We start from the raw sequence: 18,785 nt of genomic DNA on the forward strand, positions 1-18,785 counted from the left end.
TCAGCGCAGGTGCGAGGTGTCGTTCACCAGGCGCACCGACGCCCGGCCGTCCGACGACCAGGTCACGGTGCACAGGGACGCCGCCTCGAGGAACACCCGGTGGACGACGTCCTCGTCGACGTCCAGCCCCGCCGTCAGCATCAGCTTGATCGGCATCATGTGGGTGACGACGAGCACCGACTTCCCCGCGTGCCGCGACAGCAGACGCCGCCGCGCCCGTGCCACACGGGTGCTGACGTCCATCACCGACTCCCCGCCCGGGGCCGCGACGGTGACGTCGGTGCCGAACCGGCGGGCGGCGAGCGGGTGCTTGGCCCGCGCCTCCTCGGCGGTCAGGCCCTCGAGATCGCCGAAGTCCAGCTCGATCAGGTCGTCGTCGAACTCGACCGGCACGCCCAGCGTGGCGGCGACGAGCTCGGCGGTCTCCCGGGTCCGGCGCAGCGGCGAGGCGACGATCACGTCGATGCCCAGCTGCGCCACCCGGACCGCGGCCGCCTCGGCCTCCGCTCGACCCGTGCGGGAGAGGGGCAGGTCGTTGCGGCCGCTGAACCGGCGTTCTGGGGTGTGCTCGGTCTGGCCGTGCCGCAGCAGGTGGGTCACCGTCGTCACGAGTTGGCCGGGGACGGTGGGTGGGGAGGACAGGGCCTCCGCCTCCGGCTGGAGCTCGTCCTCCGCGACCGACGGCTCCGCGGCGCTCTCCCGGTGGATCGGCTTGCCGTCCATGGCGCTGTTGGCCAGGGCGTCCGCGGCGCCGTTCTGCGCCCGCGGTACCCACGTGTAGCGCACCCGGCCGAGCTGGCGGGCGATCTGCTGGGCCTGCAGCGCGAGCTGCTGCATGTCGGGGTGCTTGATCTTCCACCGGCCCGACATCTGCTCGACGACGAGCTTGGAGTCCATCCGCACCTCGACCTCGGCGGTCGGGTCGAGGTCGAGCGCCGCCTGCAGACCGGCCACCAGGCCGCCGTACTCGGCGACGTTGTTGGTCGCGCGCCCCACCGACGCAGCCCGCTCCGCCAGGACCCGGCCCGACGCCGCGTCACGCACGAGGGCGCCGTAGCCGGCCGGCCCCGGGTTCCCCCGCGACCCGCCGTCCGCCTCGACGATGAACCGTCGGCTCACGAGACGGCCACGATGGCCATATCGGCCGGGCTCACAGCCCGGACTCGGCGGTGCGGACCAGGATCCGGCTGCAGTTCTCGCAGCGCAGCACCTCGTGCGGGTCGGCGTTGCGGGCCGCCGCCAGCTCGTTGCCGTACAGCTCGATCCGGCAGCCCTGGCAGGCGCGGTGCCGCAGCGGCGCGGCCCCCGACGTGCCGGTCTGTTTCCGGACCCGGTCGTAGAGGGTCAGCAGCGCCTCGGAGATCCCCGCCGCCACCTCGGCCCGGGCGGCCTCGTGCTTGCTCGTTCCGTCGGCGATGTCGGCCAGGGCGTCGTCGCGCAGCTGCACCGCGCGCTCGAGGTCCGCCTTCGCCTTCTCCAGCCCCTCCTGGGCGGATTTGAGCGCCGCCTCGGCGACCTCGAGGCGCTCCATGAGCTCGAGCTCCTGGTCCTCGAGGTCGGACTGGCGCCGCTTCAGCGAGTCCAGCTCGTGCTGGAGGTTGGTCAGCTCCTTCGGCGAGACGCTGCCCGAATCCATCTGCCGCTGGTCCTTGATCTCCCGCTGGCGCACGGTCTCGACGTCGGACTCCAGCCGCTTCACCTCGCGGCCCAGGTCGCGCACCTCGGTCTCGGCGCGCACGACGTCGCCGGACAACGCCCGCTCCGCCTCCTCGGCCGCCTCCACCGCGGCGGCCTCGGGCAGGGTGCGCCGTCGGTGCGCCAGCTGGGTCAGCGCGACGTCCTCCGCCGCGAGATCCAGGAGTTTCTGCTGCTCGAAGTGGTCGGCCTTCACGCCGCCAACCTACCGTCGCGCGTCGGCGTCCCCCGCCGGTCCGGTCCGCTGCCCGGCATGCCACGTCCACGGGTCGGTCCGAAGCCGCGAGACGGACACCTCCACCCGGCCGGACAGGTCCCGGCCGAGGACCTCCGCCGCCACCGGCAGCCAGGGCCACTCGCTCGCGAAGTGCGCCACGTCGACCAGCGCCGGCCCGGGCGTCTCGGCCGCCTCCGACACCGGGTGGTGCTTGAGATCGCTGGTCAGGAACACGTCGGCACCGGCCGCGGCCGCCGCCGGCAGCAGCGACCCCCCGCTGCCCCCGCACACGGCGACCCGGCGCACCACCCGGTCCGGATCCCCGGCCACCCGGACGCCGCCCACGGTCGCCGGCAGGACGGCGGCGGCCAGCTCCGCGAACTCGCGCAGGGACAGCGGTGCCGGCAGCCCGCCGATCCGGCCCAGCCCCGCCCGCGGGTCGGCGTCGGTCGGCTCCAGCGGAGCGGTGCCGCTCAGCCCGAGGACGGCGGCCAGCGCGTCGTTGACCCCGGAGCCGGGCGCCCGGTCGGCGTTGGTGTGCGCCACGAACAGCGCGGCCCCGGCCCGGATCAGCCGGTGCACCAGCCGGCCCTTCGGATCGTCCGCGGGCACGCCGTGCACCGGGGTCAGCAGGAGCGGGTGGTGGGTGACGAGCAGGCCGGTCCCGGTCCCGATCACCTCGTCGACGACGTCGGACGTCGGGTCGACGGCGAACAGCACGCGCTGCACGGGCTCGTCCGGATCGCCGCACACCAGGCCGACGGCGTCCCAGCTCTCCGCGAGGGCCGGGGCGTAGCGGGCGTCGAGCGCGGCGAGGACCTCGCGGAGGGGGACGGACACGGCTCCGCACTGTAGGTGAGACCCGCTCCCCCGCTTTCGGTACCGAAAGCGGCGGAGGGACGGCGCGCTTCCGGTACCGAAAGCGGGGGAAGGACGGCGGTCGAGGGCCCGGTGACAAGCTTCCGGGCATGACCGGACGGGGGCTGCGCGAGCGGGGCCTCCGCGCACCGGCATGGCTGGAGGAGCTGGTGCGCACCACTCCCCCGCCGGTCCCGTGGCGCGACGTCGTCCGCTTCGCCGTGGCCGTGCCGGCACCGCTGGCGGTGGCGGTCCTCATCGAGGGCGGGGTGGAGCCGGGTCCGGCGCTCGGCGCGGGGGTGTTCGCCACGACCGGAGCGCTGGCGGCCAGTCTGGCGCCGCAGTCCGGCCCGCTCCGCGACCGGCTGCGCAGGACCGCCGCAGCCACCGGTTTCGGCGGGCTCGGCCTCGTCGTCGGGCAGTTCGCGACCGGCGGCGGCTGGATGCCCGTCGTCCTCATCGCCGTGCTCTCGGCGCTGGCCGCGCTGATCAGCGCGGTGAACGCGGCGCTGTCGCTGGGCGCCCTGCAGCTGCTGATCTACACCGCCCTCGCCTCCGGCCTGGCCACTCCCCTGTCCGCGGTCGAGGAGGTCGCCTTCTTCGTCGCCGGCGCGGCGTGGGCCACTCTCCTCACCCTGATCCAGGCCCGCACCGAGGCGATGGATCCGGACCGCACCGCCGTCGCCACCGTCTTCACCCGCATCGGCGAGCTGCTCACCGCCGTCGGCGCCGCGCAGGCGGAGGACGCCCGCCGGTCGCTGACCACCGCCCTCAACGAGGCCTACGACCGGGTCATCCGCAGCCGGAGCCTGTCCGCGGGGCGCACCCGCGAGCTGTCCGAGCTGGCCGGTGTCCTCAACGCCGCGGCGCCCCTCGTGGAGGGCGCCGTCGCCGCCGCCCGGTCCGGCGCGCCGGCCGACCCGCAGGACGTCGCCGCGGTCCACGCGCTCGCCGCCGCCGTGAGCGGCGCCCGGGAGCTCACCGAGGAACGGCCCCCGCCGCTGGAGGACGGCCGCCCGGTCCCGCGGGCGGTCCGCCACGGGATCCGCCTCGTGTGGAACGTCGTGGGCGATCCCGAGGAGCGGGCGGGGGCGGCCGCCCTGGGTCCGGAGCCGGAGGACTGGCGGATCCGGCTGCGCGAGCTCGCCGACCGCACGCTGGCCAGCCCGGAGTCCCGCGCCTTCGCCGTCCGCCTGACGCTGTGCATGACCGTGGCGGAGATCGCGCGGCAGTACCTGCCGATCGAACGGCCCTACTGGGTGCTCCTGACGGTGGCGATCGTGCTCAAGCCCGACTTCGGGTCGGTGTTCACCCGGGCCGTGCAGCGGGGCGCCGGCACCCTGCTCGGCGTCCTGCTCGGCTCCGCCCTGCTGGCCGTGCTACCCCGCGACGCCTGGGTACTCGTCGCCCTGGCCGGGACGGCGGCGCTCCTGCCGTGGGCGCGCAACGCCAACTTCGGCCTGTTCTCGGTCTTCCAGACGCCGGTGATCATCCTGCTGCTCGACCTGGCGCTGCCCCCGGGCCCGGGCCTGGTCGCCGCGCGCCTGACCGACACCCTGATCGGCTGCGGGATCGTGCTCGTCTTCGGCTACCTGCTCTGGCCGCAGACCTGGCGGGCGCCGCTCGACGAGGCCCTGCGCGCCGCGACCCTCGCCCTGGACGCCTTCGTCGAGGCGGCCTTCACCGGCAGCCCCGCCGACCGCCGCCGCGCCCGCCGCCGCACCTACCGCGCGCTCACCGAGCTGCAGACGCAGCTCCAGCGCCGGCTGGCCGAGCCCCCGCCGATCAGCACCCGGGCGGCGGCCTGGTGGCCGGTCATCGTGCAGCTCGAGCGGACCGCCGACGCCGTCACCGAGGCGGTGATCGCCACGCGCGGCGGCGATGCGGCCCCCGACCTGGCGCAGGTCACGGTGCTGCGCCGTGCGATCCGCCGGCTCGAGGCGGACGTGCGGGCGCCCTCCGGCCCGGACGACGCCGAGATCCACGCCGACGGCGTGCTCGCGCCGGTGGCCCGCGAGGTGGACGCCGCGCGCCGGCTGGTCCGGGAAGCGGCCCCCGGACGGCGCGAGTGACGGCCAGAACGGCCATGCCGGCCGCGGGAGGTTGGATGGGCCGCGTGCCCACCCCTTTGCTGCCGGCGGCCGGCGGCCCGCCTCCCCCGGGCTCCCGGACGGTCACCACCGACGACGGCGTCCCGCTGCACGTCGAGGTGGACGGCGACCCGGCCGCGGAGCTCACCGTCGTCCTCTCGCACGGGTTCACCGCGCGGCTGGCGGAATGGGAGATCCAGCGCGCCGCCCTCCGCGACCGCGCCCGCCTCGTGCTCTGGGACCAGCGCGGCCACGGCCGGTCCGGGTGGACCCCGCTGGTCGACGCCACCATCGACCGCACCGGACGCGACCTCGGCCAGGTGCTCGACGCCGTCGCGCCCTCCGGGCCCGTGGTCCTCGCCGGCCATTCGATGGGCGGGATGAGCGTGATGGCTCTGGCCCGCCAGCGCCCGGAGCTGTTCGGCACCCGTGTCGTCGGGGTCTTCCTGCTCGCCACGTCGGCCGGTGGACTGGTGGAGACCGGCATCCTCGCCCGGGCCGTCAAGCTGGTGCGCCGGCTGCACCTGCTGCCGCTCTACCTGCGGCTCCTCCAGCTGCTCGCGCCGCTGCTCGAACGGTTCCGGCGCCGGGGCACGGCCATCGGCCGCCGGGCGATCCGGCGGCTGCTGTTCGGTGCCGACGACGCCGACCTGGCCAACGTGCTCCTCGTGCAGAACCTGCTGGAGGAGACGCCCTATCCGGTGGCGATGGCGTTCTACGCGACGTTCCTCGACCACGACGAGAAGGCCTCCCTGGAGGTGCTCCGCCGGGTGCCCGTCACCGTGGTCGCCGCGACGCACGACCGGCTGACCCCCGCCGCGCACGGCCGGGACATCGCCGACGCGATCGGCGGGAACGCGGAGCTGGTCGTCGTCCCGGGCGCCGGGCACAGCGTCAACCTCACCCGCCCGGACGTCGTCGACGCCGCTTTCATTGCACTCCTGGAGCGGGTCGGCAAGAGTTCCCGGCAGGCCGGTTGACCTGGGCGACCAGGGGGCACGAGACGGTCTGCGGAACCACGACCCCGGGTTACGCGTACTCGGCGACACACCTGACTTCGGCGGCCACCCGGACGACGTGTGACCGCCCCCGGTCCCCCGCAGGGCGGAACCGGGTGCAACGAAGGAGCAGAACGTGGACCGGATGAGCGCGCTCGATGCGAGCTTCTTCTTCGCGGAGAGCGAGAACACCCCGATGCACGTGGGGTCGGTGGCCGTCTTCGAAGGCCCGGCCCCCTCCTACGGGGACGTCGTGCGGCTGCTGCTGAGCAAGCTGCCGCTGGTGCCGCGCTACCGCCAGCGGGTGCGCCCGGTCCCGATGCAGCTCGGCCGGCCGCTGTGGGCCGACGACCCGCACTTCCAGATCCTGTACCACGTCCGGCACACCGCGGTGCCCGGCCCGGGCAGCGACGAGCAGCTCCGCAACCTGGCCGGCCGCGTCCTCGGCCAGCGGCTCGACATGGCCAAGCCGCTGTGGGAGCTGTGGCTGGTCGAGGGCCTGGCCGACGACCGCTGGGCCCTCATCTCCAAGGTCCACCACTGCATGGTCGACGGCGTCGCCGGCAGCGACCTCATGCAGCTGATGTTCGACCTCACCCCCGATGCCACGCACGACGAGCCCAAGGAGTGGACGCCGCAGCGCGAACCCTCCAACCTCTCGCTGATCGCCGGCGCCTTCAACGACGTCGTTGCGCACCCGGTGCAGCAGCTGGCCTCGATGCCCAGCCTGAACACGCCCGTCCAGGCCGTCAAGGAGCTCGCCGCGTCCGGCCGGACGATCGCCTCGGCGGTCCCGTCGCTGGCCAAGCAGGCGATGACACCGACCGCGCGCTCGCTCAACGGACCGATCGGCCCGCACCGGCGGTGGGCGTGGACCGACGGCAAGTTCGAGGAGTTCAAGGCCGTCCGGACGGCGTTCGGCGGCACGGTCAACGACGTCGTCCTCACCGCGATCAGCAGCGGGTTCCGCGACCTGCTCCTGGCGCGCGGCGAGCTGTCGTCGGAGAAGCTCGTCGTCCGCTCGATGGTGCCGGTGTCGGTCCGCCGTCCCGACCAGAAGGGCGCGCTGAACAACCAGGTCTCCGCCGTCTTCGTCGACCTGCCCGTCGGGCTCGCCGACCCGGTCGACCGGCTGGCGTCGATCCGCGGCCAGATGGACGAGTACAAGAAGACGATGAAGGCGGTGGACGCGCCGTCGATCATCGCCATGGGTGACTACGTGGCGCCGACGCTGCTGTCCATGGGCGTCAAGGCCGCCCTGCAGGCCGGGCAGATGTGGTGCCAGGCCGTGACGACGAACGTGCCGGGGCCGCGGGTCCCGCTCTACGTGCTGGGCAAGCGGATGACCACGGCCACCGCGTACGTGCCGATCGCCGGCGGGACCCGCTGCTCGATCGGGATCTTCTCCTACCTCAACACCATGACCTTCGGGATCAACGCCGACTTCGACGGCTACCCCGACGTCGACGTGCTCTCCGGCGGCATCCGCACGGGCATCGACGAGCTCCTCGCACTGGCAGCGGAGAAGGGCACGGCGAAGCCGGCCGGGACGGCGGAGCCGGAGAAGGAGCCGGCCGCCACGAGCACGCCCACCAAGCGCGCTCCCGCGAAGAGCGCCGCTGCGAAGAGCGCCGCTGCGTCGGGCCCGGCGAAGACGTCCGCGGCCAGCAGCAGCACGGGCCGGGCCACCGCCACCGAGCGCACGGCGGCCCCGAAGGCGGCGCCCAGGACGTCGACGACGGACCGATGAGCCCCGCGCGACAGCGGGGCGCCGGCGCCCTCGGGAAGGGACCGCGGGGCATCGACCAGCCGGACGAGGCACCGTCCGACGAGGAACCGTCCGACGAGACCCCGTCGGACGGGGCACCGTCGGAGCGCGAGCTCACCGTCGCGGTCACCGGGCCGACCGGCACGTTCGGCGCCGGCCTGATCCCCCTCCTGCAGGACGACGACCGGGTCGCCCGGATCATCGGGATCGCCCGCCGGCCCTTCGACCCGGCCGGGCGCGGCTGGACGAAGATGCAGTACCGGCAGGGCGACGTCCGCGATCCCGAGGCGCTGCAGGAGGCCTTCCGCGGCGCCGACGTCGTCGTGCACCTCGCGTTCCTCATCACCGGGAACGCCTCCCGACGGACGGCCCGCGAGATCAACGTCGAGGGCACGCTCAACGCGTTCCGGGCCGCCGCGGCCGCCGGCGTCCGGCGCTTCGTCCATGCCTCCTCGGTCGCGGCGTACGGCTTCCACGCCGACAACCCCGCCCTCATCGCCGAGGACTGGCCGGTGCGCCCGGCCAACCGGCTGTTCTACGCGCAGGAAAAGGCCGAGCTCGAGCACCTGCTCGAGGTCGAGGCCGCCACCTCGGGCGGGCTCGCGCTCTATCTCTTGCGCCCGCCGGTCGTGCTCGGCCCGAACGTGGTCGGCGGCAAGGACATCCTGCCCGGGCCGCTGGCCCCGCTCGGCCGCCGGTTGTTCGGCCGGCCGCGGCGCCTGCCGGTCCCGGTGCCCCTGCTGGTCCCCGAGTACCCACTGCAGTTCGTGCACGAGGAGGACGTAGGCCGCGCCCTGCAGTTGTGCGTCGTCGCCGCGGGACCGCCCGGCGCCTACAACATCGCCGGCGAAGGCGTGCTCACCGCGGGGGACGTGGCCGGCGAGTTCGGCGCGCTGCCGGTGCGCCTTCCCGCTGCCCCGGCCCAGGCAGCGGCCCGGGCATTCGCGCGGCTGCCGTTCCTGCCGCCCGCGGCGGAGTGGGTGGACGCCTTCACGCACCCGGCGATCATGGACACGACGAAGGCCCGCGAGGAGCTGGGCTGGCAGCCGCGCTACACCGGGCTCGAGGCGCTGCGCGCCACGCTCCGCCCGTAGCTCACGGGCCGGTGGTCACGCCGATGAAGTCGAGCACCTCGGCGGCCACCCGGTCCGGGACCTGCATCTGCGGCAGGTGTCCGACGCCGGCCAGCTCCACGTACTGCCAGCGCGGGTTCCGCGCGGCGACGTCACGGGCCGCGGTGACGGGGACCAGACGGTCCTGGTCGCCCTGGATCATCAGTACGGGCGCGGCGACCGCCGACATCGCCGCCCGGTAGCTCCTCGGGGCGGCCAGCAGGCGGAGCAGCGAACGGGCAGCCGCCAGGAAGGCCTTGTCCATCCCCTCGACGTCCCGCCGCTCCTCGATCAGGGTCACCGACCGGTCGATCACCTCCGCCGGCACCGAGTCGGGGTCGACGCCGCACAGCTGGAGGAGCTCCCGGACGCGGCGCAGCGGCGTCTGCCGCTGACGGCGGAGCCTGAGCACCCGCTCACCGACCAGCGGGAGCGCGTACAGGGCGAAGCTGGCGGCCACGAGGGGGTCCGGCTTGCCGCGCGGACCGGGGACGGCGGCGTCGAGGAGCACCACACCGCTGACGGCCTCCGGCGACCGGGCAGCGGTGAGGATCGAGATCATCCCGCCCATGGAGTTGCCCACCAGGAAGGCCGGCGTCCCGGCGACCTCGGCGAGGAACCGGTCGAGCACCTCGACGTTGGCCTGCACCGAGGCACGTCGTCCGCCCGGTTCACTGCGGCCGAAGCCGGGCAGGTCGATCGCCAGGATGCGGGTGTGCGGCCGCAGCAGGGGGGCGAGCAGGTCCCAGTTCAGATGGGATCCACCCAGGCCGTGCACGAGCACGACGGTCGGGCCGTCGTCGGGGCCACCGAAGTCGATGTAGTGAACCGGCCCGTCCAGGTCGACGGTCCTGCTGTCCCCGGGCGCAATCCGCTCCGGCCGTGTCGCCTCCGTCACCCTCGGCGTCCCTTCGCTGTCGATCGGCGGTTTCTCGTACGGTGACACGCCGCGGCGCGGGGGGCGGGACCGGGTTCCCCCTCGGCCGGGCTGCCACCAACCGGAACGTCACCGCCCCATATGACGCAGGACACATTTAGGCAACATGTGCCCGCGCTGCGTTACGACGACGTGTGAGCCAGGGGTCATCTTGGTACACGTCCGTACCAGACGCTTCGCAGGTGGAGGACGATGTGGCACAACGGCAGGACGACGGCCCGGCACTCCCCCTCTACCTCACCGAGCCCGGTCGGGCGATGGCCGACTACGGCCTCTACCTGGCCGCCCTACCGCTCGCGCCCAGCCTTCCGCGGGGGGACGAGCACCCGGTCCTTGTCCTGCCCGGTTTCCTGGCGGACGACATGTCGACGCGGGTCCTGCGCAGCCGGCTCCGCCGGCTCGGCTACCGGGTGCACGGCTGGGGCCTCGGCCGCAACATCGGCCCGACCGCGTCCTGCATCACGGGCATGCGCGACAAGCTGAGCTACCTCAACGACCGCTACGACCGGCCCGTCACCCTGATCGGCTGGAGCCTCGGCGGCATCTTCGCCCGCGACCTCGCGCGCCGCACCCCTGATGCGGTGCGCCAGGTGATCACGCTGGGCAGCCCGTTCCGCCTCGCCCGGCACAGCCAGAGCCGCGCCACGAAGGCGTTCGACCGGTACTCGCACCTGCACATCGAGCACCGCAGCCTCCCGCTGGAGTCGGAGTCGGTGCCGCTGAGCGTGCCGGCGACCTCGATCTACTCGCACTACGACGGGATCGTCCACTGGCAGACCTGCCTGGACACCCCGGGTGAGCGCTGCGAGAACATCGCCGTCATGGCCAGCCACCTGGGCCTCGGTCACCACCCGGCCGCCATCTGGGCCGTCGCCGACCGGCTGGCCCAGCCCGAGGGCACGTGGAAGCCCTTCAAGGCGCCGCTCTACCTGCGCCCGGCCTTCCCGAAGCCCGCGACGCCGGCCCCCTGCGACCCGGTCGAGACCACCACCGCCGCCTAATCCGCCCGGACGCAGAGCGGGCCCCGGCGATGTCGCCGGGGCCCGCTCCGTTCCCGGGAACTACCGGCCGGTGTTGACGAACTTGATGCACTGGCCCTGGTTGCGGAACTCGGGGTTGCGGTTCTTCCAGCCGCTGCCCTTGCAGTCGGCGGCGGTCGTGGGGACGACGTACTCCTCGTCGGTGCGCCGGTCCAGCACCGTCATGTCGTTGTTGGCCGCACTGAGCGCAGCGACCGAGGGATAGCGCTCGGCATCCGTGTTGAGGAAGATCACGAAGCCCCACTCGCTGGGCTGCGACGCGTTGCCGGACCGGCTGTCGCGGAACGTGAAGTTCGCGTTGTCGATCAGGAAGTCGCCCTTGGTGTCGTGGACGGTGTTGCCGGCGATCGCGCCGGTCCCGTTCGGGTTGAGGTACGCCCCGGAGCGCATCGAGTAGAGGGTGTTGCCGGTGACGGACAGGCCGCTGATCGACCCCTGGGTCACGATGCCGCGGTTGGTCACCCACCCGCTCATGGGCCCCGGCTGCTCCGGGCCGTGGATCGTGTTGCCGGACAGCGTGACGTCGTCGGCGCCGATCTGGACGAACTCCTGGGCGTACGCGATGTCGCTGGTGATCGTCAGGTTCGCCAGCGTCGCGCCGGCACCGCTCACGAGGAACGTGATGGCGTTCGCGGTCTGGGTGACGATCGCGCCGGGCCCGCCGGTGACGGTGACGTCCTTGCCGACGGTCGTGGTCCCGGCGACGGTCAGCGGACCGCTCACGCGAACGGTGTCACCGGCGGAGGCGGCGTCCACGGCGTCCTGGATCGTGGTGAAGGCGCAGCCCGACGAGCAGACGCTCGTCGTCTCCGCGGCGATCGCGGGGGCCACCAGGCCACCCGCCGCCAGCGTGCCCGTGGTCATGATGCTTGCTGCGAGTGCTGCGCGAGAGAGCTTCACGTGCTGGTTCCCGAATGGTCGATCCGTCAGGCACGACGTCGTCGCCGTGCAGGGTTCCCGGGCCGCTGAACGCATGGCGCAGTTCGCGCAGCTCAGCGCGGCGGGCCACGGCGCACGCCGGCCTCACAGGGAACGGCGCCGACGCTACAGGTGCGCTCAGTGACAGGCCAGTCACGCACCGCAAGGTCACCTCGGGGCGACAGGTGTCCCAGCCGCCTCTGGGTGCACGGACGCCGAATGGCGGAGTGGGTGGGCGCGGCAGGGTTCGAACCTGCGACCGCTCGCTTGTAAGGCGAGAGCTCTACCGCTGAGCTACGCGCCCGGCGCGCCCAGGGTAGGTGCCCTGGGCGGCGGGTCCGGGACGGAGTGACGGCACCCCAGCCGGACTGTGGTCAGGCGGCCAGCCTGCCGACCGCGTCCTTCCAGCCCGACTGCTCACGGACGTCGCCGGGCTGGTTGGCCTCGGCGAAGGCGACCGTGCCGTCGGCATCGATCAGGAACGTGGCGCGCAGGGCCATGCCGGCCTTGTCGTTGAAGACGCCGTAGGCCTGGGCGGTGGCGCCGTGCGGCCAGAAGTCGCTGAGCAGCGGGAAGTCGAAGTTCTCCTGGGCCTTGAAGGCCTTGAGGGAGAAGACCGGGTCGGTGCTGACGGCGAACACCTTCACTCCGGCGTCGGTGTAGACCGCGAGCTCGTCGCGCAGCTGGCAGAGCTCGCCGGTGCACAGTCCGGAGAAGGCGAACGGGTAGAAGACCAGCAGCACGGGTGTGCCGCGCAGGTCGGCCAGGGAGACGACCTGCTTGTCCTGGTCGGGAAGGCTGAAGTCGGGGGCGGCGTCGCCGACGGAGAGGGTCATGCCCCCGATCGTCCCTCAGCGGCGGGAGCGCGCAGCCTTCGGGGTGACCAGCCGGATGCCCGACCAGTCCTTGGCCGCGGAGATGCTGCTCGTCTGGGACAGGCCCGCGGTGGGGGCCGCCTCGGTCACGTCGCCCGGCTCCACGTGGCCCGGCCGGCCCGACTTGGGCACGAGCAGCCACACGACGCCGTCGTCGGCCAGTGAGCCGATCGCGTCCACCAGGGCGTCGACGAGGTCGCCGTCGTCCTCGCGCCACCACATGAGGACGACGTCGGCCACCTCGTCGGTGTCCTCGTCGACCATCTCGCCGCCCGACAGGTCGATGACGGCGTCGCGCAGGTCCTCGTCGGCGTCCTCGTCCCAGCCGAGCTCCTGCACGACCATGCCCGGCTTGATGCCCAGCCGGGCCGCCATGCCGGCGCTGTCGACGCTCATCCCTGCTGCTCCTCCATGGGTGTTACTGCTCCTGACGGTTCGTGGGGTGGATGGTGCCCTGTCCGGGCGCCGATCGCTCGTGGACGCGCTCCGGGTCCGGATGCGTCGTGCCGACCGGTCGAGGGAAGAGCGGGACGGATGCGGGGCTGCGGAGGACCGACACGACCAGCGGGCGGCTTCCCCGCAGCCTGGCCATGTCACCCCTCTCGCCCTCGTCACACCATCGCCGGCCGTGCGTCCGGCACGCCGGGCCATCGTTGGCGGAAGCGTAGGGCATGCCCCGGCTGGCGCAAGCCTGCCCGGTTCGCGGCGGCTGCGGCGGGCGTCCCCAGGCGCGGAACCGGAAGCAGCAGACGGAATCCGTGATCCCATGTGACGCCGACGACCCGGACGGGAGACGATGGGCACATGAGCGCACCGCAGCAGTCGGACGGGGACCCCGCCCGCGACACAGGAGCCCCCCGGGCGGTCATCACCGACGGGCTCCCCAGCCAGCTCCCCGACATCGATCCCGACGAGACGCAGGAGTGGCTGGACTCCCTCGACGCCGTCGTCGGTCATGCCGGCCGGGACCGCGCCCGCTACCTGATGCTGAGGCTGCTCGAGCGCAGCCGGGAGCAGCAGGTCGGCGTCCCCGGCCTCCGCAGCACCGACTACATCAACACCATCCCGCCGGAGCGGGAGCCGTGGTTCCCGGGCGACGAGCACGTCGAGCGCCGCATCCGGGCCTACATCCGCTGGAACGCCGCGATCATGGTCCACCGCGCGCAGCGGCCGGGCATCGCCGTCGGCGGGCACATCTCCTCCTACGCGAGCTCGGCCTCGCTGTACGAGGTCGGCTTCAACCACTTCTTCCGCGGCAAGGACCACCCCGGCGGCGGCGACCAGATCTGGTTCCAAGGGCACGCCTCCCCCGGCATCTACGCCCGCGCCTTCCTCGAGGGCCGGCTCACCGAGCACCAGATGGACGGTTTCCGGCAGGAGGTCAGCCACCCCGGCGGCGGCCTGTCCTCCTACCCGCACCCGCGGCTGATGTCGGACTTCTGGGAGTTCCCCACCGTCTCGATGGGCCTGGGCCCGCTCAACGCCATCTACCAGGCGCGGTTCAACCGCTATCTGCACGGCCGCGGCATCAAGGACACCTCCGACCAGCACGTCTGGGCGTTCCTCGGCGACGGCGAGATGGACGAGCCCGAGTCGCTCGGCGCGATCGGCCTGGCCGCCCGCGAGGAGCTCGACAACCTGACGTTCGTCATCAACTGCAACCTGCAGCGCCTCGACGGGCCGGTCCGCGGCAACGGCAAGATCATCCAGGAGATGGAGTCGTTCTTCCGCGGCGCCGGCTGGAACGTCATCAAGGTGATCTGGGGCCGTGAGTGGGACGCGCTGCTGGCCGCCGACCGCGACGGCGCGCTGGTCAACCTCATGAACCAGACGCCGGACGGCGACTACCAGACCTACAAGGCCGAGGACGGCGCCTACGTCCGCGAGCACTTCTTCGGCCGCGACCCCCGCACCCGCAAGCTGGTCGAGGGCATGAGCGACAAGGAGATCTGGGGCCTCTCCCGCGGCGGGCACGACTACCGCAAGGTCTACGCGGCGTTCAAGGCCGCCCAGGAGCACAAGGGCCAGCCGACGGTCATCCTCGCGAAGACGATCAAGGGCTGGACGCTGGGCAGCCACTTCGAGGGCCGCAACTCCACGCACCAGATGAAGAAGCTGACCGCCGAGGACCTGGCGGCGTTCCGCGACCGGCTCTACCTGGACATCCCCGACTCGGCGCTCGACAAGACGATGCCCCCGTACTACAAGCCGCAGCCGGGCTCCGACGAGCTGGAGTACATGCAGGAGCGGCGCCGGCAGCTCGGCGGCGCCGTCCCGCGTCGGCGCTCGGAGTTCAAGCTGCTCAAGGCCCCGGACGACAAGGCCCTCGACCTCCTCAAGAAGGGGTCGGGCAAGCAGGAGGTGGCGACGACGATGGCGTTCGTCCGCCTGCTGAAGGAGCTGCTCAAGGACAAGGAGCTCGGCCCGCGCTTCGTGCCGATCATCCCGGACGAGGCGCGCACGTTCGGCCTGGACGCCCTCTTCTCGTCGCACAAGATCTACAACCCGGCCGGCCAGCGCTACACCTCGGTCGACCGGGAACTGATGCTGGCGTACAAGGAATCCACGTCCGGCGTGATCCTGCACGAGGGCATCAACGAGGCCGGCTCCACGGCGTCGTTCACCGCCGTCGGCAGCTCCTACGCCACGCACGGCGAGCCGATGATCCCGATCTACATCTTCTACTCGATGTTCGGGTTCCAGCGGACCGGTGACGGCTTCTGGGCCGCGGCCGACCAGATGACCCGGGGCTTCGTCCTCGGCGCCACCGCCGGCCGGACGACGCTGAACGGCGAGGGGCTCCAGCACGAGGACGGGCACTCGCTGCTCCTCGCGCACACCAACCCCGCGGTCGTGTCCTACGACCCCGCCTTCTCCTACGAGCTGGCCCACATCTGCAGGGACGCGCTGGTCCGGATGTACGGCGAGGACCCCGGCGGCCCGCTCGGCGGGCACCGGTCGCCCGACGTCATGTACTACCTGACCGTCTACAACGAGCCGATCGCCCAGCCGGCCGAACCGGAGAACCTCGACGTCCAGGGCGTGCTCGCGGGCATGTACCGCTACGCCGAGGGGCCGCAGCTGGACGGCGCGAAGGCGCAGATCCTGGCGTCCGGCGTCGCGGTGCCGTGGGCGATGCGGGCCCAGGAGCTGCTGGCCAACGACTGGAACGTCTCGGCGGACGTGTGGTCGGTGACCTCCTGGGGTCAGCTGCGCCGGCAGGCCGACGAGGTGGCCGAGCACAACCTGCTGCACCCCGAGGAGGAGCCGCAGGTCCCCTACGTCACCTCCCGGCTGCAGGAGGCACAGGGCCCGGTCATCGCGGTGTCGGACTGGATGCGGGCCGTTCCCGACCTCATCGCCCCGTACGCGCCGCACGGGATGCAGTCGCTGGGGACGGACGGATTCGGCCTGTCCGACACCCGCCCGGCGCTGCGCCGGCACTTCCACGTGGACGCCGAGTCGGTCGTCGTCCGCACGCTGGCCTCACTGGCCGACTGGGGTCAGCTGGACCGCGACGTGGTCCGCCAGGCCGTCGAGAAGTACAAGATCCGCGACGTGCAGGCCGCGCCGGAAGAGGAGCGGTCCGACCCCAGCCCTGCCACCTGATCGCCGGGAACGGCAGTGGCCCGGGCAGCCGGGCCACCGCCGTCGGCGGCGGGGGTCGGCGTGCCTGACGGCCGCGTACCGGAAGGGGACGCCGGCCCGTACGGCCGCGTCGCGGACGTCGCCGACCTGCTTCGACGAGCTCAGGCGGCGAGGGCCTGCAGCGCCATCTGCGCGTAGAGCGCGACGCCGGCGGGCAGCGGCTCCTCGTCGAACACCACGAGATTGCTGTGGTTGGGCGGCGCGGTCTCGGGCTCCTGTCCCGGCGGGCAGGCCCCCAGGAAGGCCATCGCGCCGGGCACCCGCTGCAGCACGTAGGAGAAGTCCTCGGCGCCCATCAGCGGCACCGGCATGAGGGACGTCGCCCGCTCGCCCAGCAGCGCGGTCGCCGTCTCCAGCACCTGGGCGGCGACCGCGGCGTCGTTGACCGTCACCGGATAGCCCTCCACGTGCTCGAACTCCAGTGTCATCTCGTGCGCCGCCGCGACGTGCGTGGCGACCCGCTGGACGGCGGCCACGACGTCCCGCCGGCGCTCCGCGGACAGGGTGCGGATCGTCCCTTCGAGGAACGCGGTGTCGGGGATGACGTTCGAGGTGGAGCCGGCCGCGATGTGCGCGACGGTCACCACCGCCGGGTCGAAGACGTCGACGCGCCGGGTGACCATCGACTGCAGGGCCAGCACGATCTCGGCCGCGGCCGGGATGGGGTCGGCGGCGGCGTGCGGCATCGAGGCGTGGCCGCCCCGGCCGCGGACGGTCATCCGCCACTGGTCGGCCGCGGCCAGCATCGGGCCGGGCCGCACGTTGATGCTGCCGCTGGGCAGGGTCGCGATCGTGTGCAGCGCGAACGCGCCGCTCACCGGCGCCGCCGGGACGACGTCGAGCAGCCCCTCCTCGAGCATGAACCGCGCGCCGTGGAAGCCCTCCTCCCCCGGCTGCACCATGAAGACGACCTGGCCGGCCAGCAGGTCGCGGCGCTCGGCCAGCAACCGGGCGGCGCCGAGCAGCATCGCCACATGGGTGTCGTGCCCGCAGGCGTGCATGGCGCCGGGGATCTCCGAGGCGTACGGCAGGCCGGTGTCCTCGTGCACCGGCAGGGCGTCCATGTCGGCGCGGAGCAGGTACGTCGGGCCGGGTCGGGCCCCCCGGAGGACGCCGACCACCGAGGTCGTCGACGTCCCGGTGGTCACCTCGATGGGGAGGCCGGCGAACGCGTCGAGGACCGTCGCCTGGGTGCGCGGCAGGTGCAGGCCGATCTCCGGCTGGCGGTGCAGCGCGCGGCGCAGGTCGATGGTGCGGTCCGCGTCGTTGTAGGCGGCGGAGAGCAGGTCCGCGGCGCTGATCGGCATGCACCCCACTCTCCCGCACGGGGCCGGAGGTCAGTGGTCGGCCCACGAGGGGCGGGCGGCATCGAGCTGCCAGACGAGCACCAGCCCCGGCTCCGCCACGATGCGGCCGGCCTGCTGCTCGACGACGACGCCGTCCACGCCCCGCGCGACGCGCAGCCCGGGGGGCACCTCGGCCGGCACACCGGGCGCCACCCGGTCCACCCACAGCCGGGCGTCCGGGCGGTCGAGGTCCAGCCAGCCCGACGCTCCGCGGTGCACCCGGTACGCGGGCGCCGCATCGGGCTCGGCGGCCCGCAGGTAGCACTGGAGGACCCGCGCGCCGGCGTCGCCGGCGATCTCGTCGTGGTCCAGACCCGACCCGGCCCGGAGGACGGCGACGTCGCCGGCGACCAGGTCCGCGCCGTCGGCCCACTCGTGGCGCAGCGCGCCGCTCAGCACGACCGCGACGACGTCGACCGCCCGGTGGGCGTGCCGTCCGTACCCACCCCCCGGGGGCAGCCGGTCCTCCGCCAGCCGCAGCAACGGGCCGAGCGCGCCGTCGCCGGGCGCCAGCACCACGCGCTGCTCGAGCCCCGTCACGGGGAGCTCTCACCCGCCACCGGTCGCGCCTCCCCCAAGGGCAGCGCCCCACGACCGCCGGGCAGCGCCCCGAAGACGAGGGCCACGGCCAGCGACCAGGAGATCCCCAGGGCCCAGCCGCCGACGACGTCCGACAGGTAGTGCACCCCGAGCCACATGCGGGTGAGCCCGACCAGGATCACCACACAGACGCCGAGGACCAGCCACCTCCGCCGGACGCCGGGCGCGAGCACCGGCCACGCGAGGATCAGCGCGACGGTCACGAGGGTGGCGATCCCGGACGAGTGGCCGCTGGGGTAGCTCAGGGAGTCGAGCCGGGCACCTCCTTCGTCGAAGTCGGGGCGGACCCGCCCGAACCACTCCTTGAGCAGGCTGGTGAGCGGTCCGATGAACACCACGGCGGTCAGCACCCACGCGGCGACGGGCCAGGCCCGATGGCGGACCAGCCAGGCGAGCACCGCGAGGAAGACCACGAGCCGGAAGGCGGCGCCGCCGGGCGTGGTGAGCGCCTCGAGGAGCCAGTTCAGCGCGGGGGCCCGGTCGTCGCCCACGTAGACCGCCTCGCTGACCGCGCCGTCGACGTCCATCTGGGGCGTGAATTCGGCGGAGACACCCGCCCCCAGCGCACCGACCAGCGCCATGCCGGTGACGACGACCGCCAGTGCACGCGTACGGGTGACCTGTGACCTGCCCGAGGGGGGAACGCTCACGGCTCCACTCTCCCCGACGGCTGCGCCCGTGAC

16 protein-coding genes and 1 tRNA gene are annotated in these 18,785 nt (G+C 73.4%); 6 read left to right on the forward strand and 11 right to left on the reverse strand.

Features of this window, described 5'->3' with window-relative positions:
* The 3 genes from E4P39_RS00940 to E4P39_RS00950 are packed head-to-tail and all read right to left on the reverse strand — an operon-like array spanning window position 1 to window position 2,752.
* Window positions 1-1,119: a bifunctional RNase H/acid phosphatase gene (locus tag E4P39_RS00940; RefSeq protein ID WP_135134460.1), complete on the reverse strand. Its 1,119-nt coding sequence runs from the start codon at window positions 1,117-1,119 to the stop codon at window positions 1-3.
* A gap of 31 nt (window positions 1,120-1,150) precedes the next feature.
* Window positions 1,151-1,891, reverse strand: coding sequence for a C4-type zinc ribbon domain-containing protein (locus E4P39_RS00945; protein WP_135134461.1), 741 nt, complete (start codon window positions 1,889-1,891; stop codon window positions 1,151-1,153).
* A 9-nt stretch (window positions 1,892-1,900) separates the two neighbouring features.
* Entirely contained in the window at window positions 1,901-2,752 is an 852-nt protein-coding gene (locus tag E4P39_RS00950; protein WP_245159534.1) for a Nif3-like dinuclear metal center hexameric protein, read from the reverse strand.
* 128 nt (window positions 2,753-2,880) lie between these two features.
* On the opposite strand from E4P39_RS00950, the gene E4P39_RS00955 reads away from it, so the two are divergent.
* From E4P39_RS00955 to E4P39_RS00970, 4 genes are all read left to right on the forward strand, one after another.
* Window positions 2,881-4,842 carry an FUSC family protein gene (locus E4P39_RS00955; RefSeq protein WP_135134463.1) on the forward strand — a complete coding sequence of 654 codons (1,962 nt, stop codon included), beginning with the start codon at window positions 2,881-2,883 and terminating at the stop codon, window positions 4,840-4,842.
* Window positions 4,843-4,886: 44 nt separating this feature from the next.
* Window positions 4,887-5,840, forward strand: coding sequence for an alpha/beta hydrolase (locus E4P39_RS00960; protein WP_245159535.1), 954 nt, complete (start codon window positions 4,887-4,889; stop codon window positions 5,838-5,840).
* 163 nt (window positions 5,841-6,003) lie between these two features.
* Complete coding sequence (locus tag E4P39_RS00965; RefSeq protein ID WP_245159590.1) at window positions 6,004-7,608, forward strand: wax ester/triacylglycerol synthase family O-acyltransferase; 1,605 nt, start codon at window positions 6,004-6,006, stop codon at window positions 7,606-7,608.
* Window positions 7,605-8,720 carry an NAD-dependent epimerase/dehydratase family protein gene (locus E4P39_RS00970; protein WP_135134465.1) on the forward strand — a complete coding sequence of 372 codons (1,116 nt, stop codon included), beginning with the start codon at window positions 7,605-7,607 and terminating at the stop codon, window positions 8,718-8,720. The genes E4P39_RS00965 and E4P39_RS00970 overlap by 4 nt, the downstream gene beginning before the upstream one ends.
* 1 nt (window position 8,721) lies before the next feature.
* On the opposite strand, the gene E4P39_RS00975 is transcribed toward E4P39_RS00970, so the two are convergent.
* Window positions 8,722-9,636 (reverse strand): alpha/beta hydrolase, encoded by a 915-nt coding sequence (locus E4P39_RS00975; protein WP_245159536.1) that lies wholly within the window; start codon window positions 9,634-9,636, stop codon window positions 8,722-8,724.
* A 233-nt stretch (window positions 9,637-9,869) separates the two neighbouring features.
* On the opposite strand from E4P39_RS00975, the gene E4P39_RS00980 reads away from it, so the two are divergent.
* Entirely contained in the window at window positions 9,870-10,676 is an 807-nt protein-coding gene (locus E4P39_RS00980; protein ID WP_209306278.1) for an alpha/beta hydrolase, read from the forward strand.
* Between the two features lie 60 nt (window positions 10,677-10,736).
* Here E4P39_RS00980 and E4P39_RS00985 read toward each other — a convergent pair whose 3' ends face one another.
* The 4 genes from E4P39_RS00985 to E4P39_RS01000 all read right to left on the reverse strand — a co-directional run bounded on the left by E4P39_RS00985 (window position 10,737) and on the right by E4P39_RS01000 (window position 12,904).
* Window positions 10,737-11,579 carry a right-handed parallel beta-helix repeat-containing protein gene (locus E4P39_RS00985; protein WP_167761504.1) on the reverse strand — a complete coding sequence of 281 codons (843 nt, stop codon included), beginning with the start codon at window positions 11,577-11,579 and terminating at the stop codon, window positions 10,737-10,739.
* A 286-nt stretch (window positions 11,580-11,865) separates the two neighbouring features.
* Window positions 11,866-11,937: transfer RNA gene (locus E4P39_RS00990), tRNA-Val, on the reverse strand.
* A gap of 70 nt (window positions 11,938-12,007) precedes the next feature.
* On the reverse strand, window positions 12,008-12,469 hold the full coding sequence (locus tag E4P39_RS00995; RefSeq protein ID WP_135134467.1) for a peroxiredoxin: 462 nt from the start codon (window positions 12,467-12,469) through the stop codon (window positions 12,008-12,010).
* 15 nt (window positions 12,470-12,484) lie between these two features.
* A complete protein-coding gene (locus tag E4P39_RS01000; protein ID WP_135134468.1) occupies window positions 12,485-12,904 on the reverse strand; it encodes a DUF3052 domain-containing protein in 420 nt (139 codons plus the stop codon).
* A gap of 408 nt (window positions 12,905-13,312) precedes the next feature.
* Here E4P39_RS01000 and aceE point away from each other — a divergent pair, with 408 nt between their 5' ends.
* Window positions 13,313-16,117, forward strand: a complete 2,805-nt coding sequence (gene aceE, locus E4P39_RS01005; protein WP_135134469.1) for a pyruvate dehydrogenase (acetyl-transferring), homodimeric type — start codon at window positions 13,313-13,315, stop codon at window positions 16,115-16,117.
* Between the two features lie 140 nt (window positions 16,118-16,257).
* Here aceE and E4P39_RS01010 read toward each other — a convergent pair whose 3' ends face one another.
* Genes E4P39_RS01010 through E4P39_RS01020 form a run of 3 tightly spaced genes read right to left on the reverse strand, consistent with a single transcriptional unit; the run spans window position 16,258 to window position 18,752 of the window.
* Window positions 16,258-17,463: a M20 family metallopeptidase gene (locus E4P39_RS01010; RefSeq protein ID WP_135134470.1), complete on the reverse strand. Its 1,206-nt coding sequence runs from the start codon at window positions 17,461-17,463 to the stop codon at window positions 16,258-16,260.
* 30 nt (window positions 17,464-17,493) lie between these two features.
* A complete protein-coding gene (locus E4P39_RS01015) occupies window positions 17,494-18,042 on the reverse strand; it encodes a pirin family protein (RefSeq protein WP_135134471.1) in 549 nt (182 codons plus the stop codon).
* Window positions 18,039-18,752 (reverse strand): phosphatase PAP2 family protein, encoded by a 714-nt coding sequence (locus tag E4P39_RS01020; protein WP_245159537.1) that lies wholly within the window; start codon window positions 18,750-18,752, stop codon window positions 18,039-18,041. Before E4P39_RS01020 ends, E4P39_RS01015 begins: the two co-directional genes overlap by 4 nt.
* Between the last annotated feature and the right edge of the window lie 33 nt (window positions 18,753-18,785).

This window comes from Blastococcus sp. CT_GayMR19, from assembly GCF_004570385.1.
In the GTDB taxonomy this organism is placed as follows: domain Bacteria; phylum Actinomycetota; class Actinomycetes; order Mycobacteriales; family Geodermatophilaceae; genus Blastococcus_B.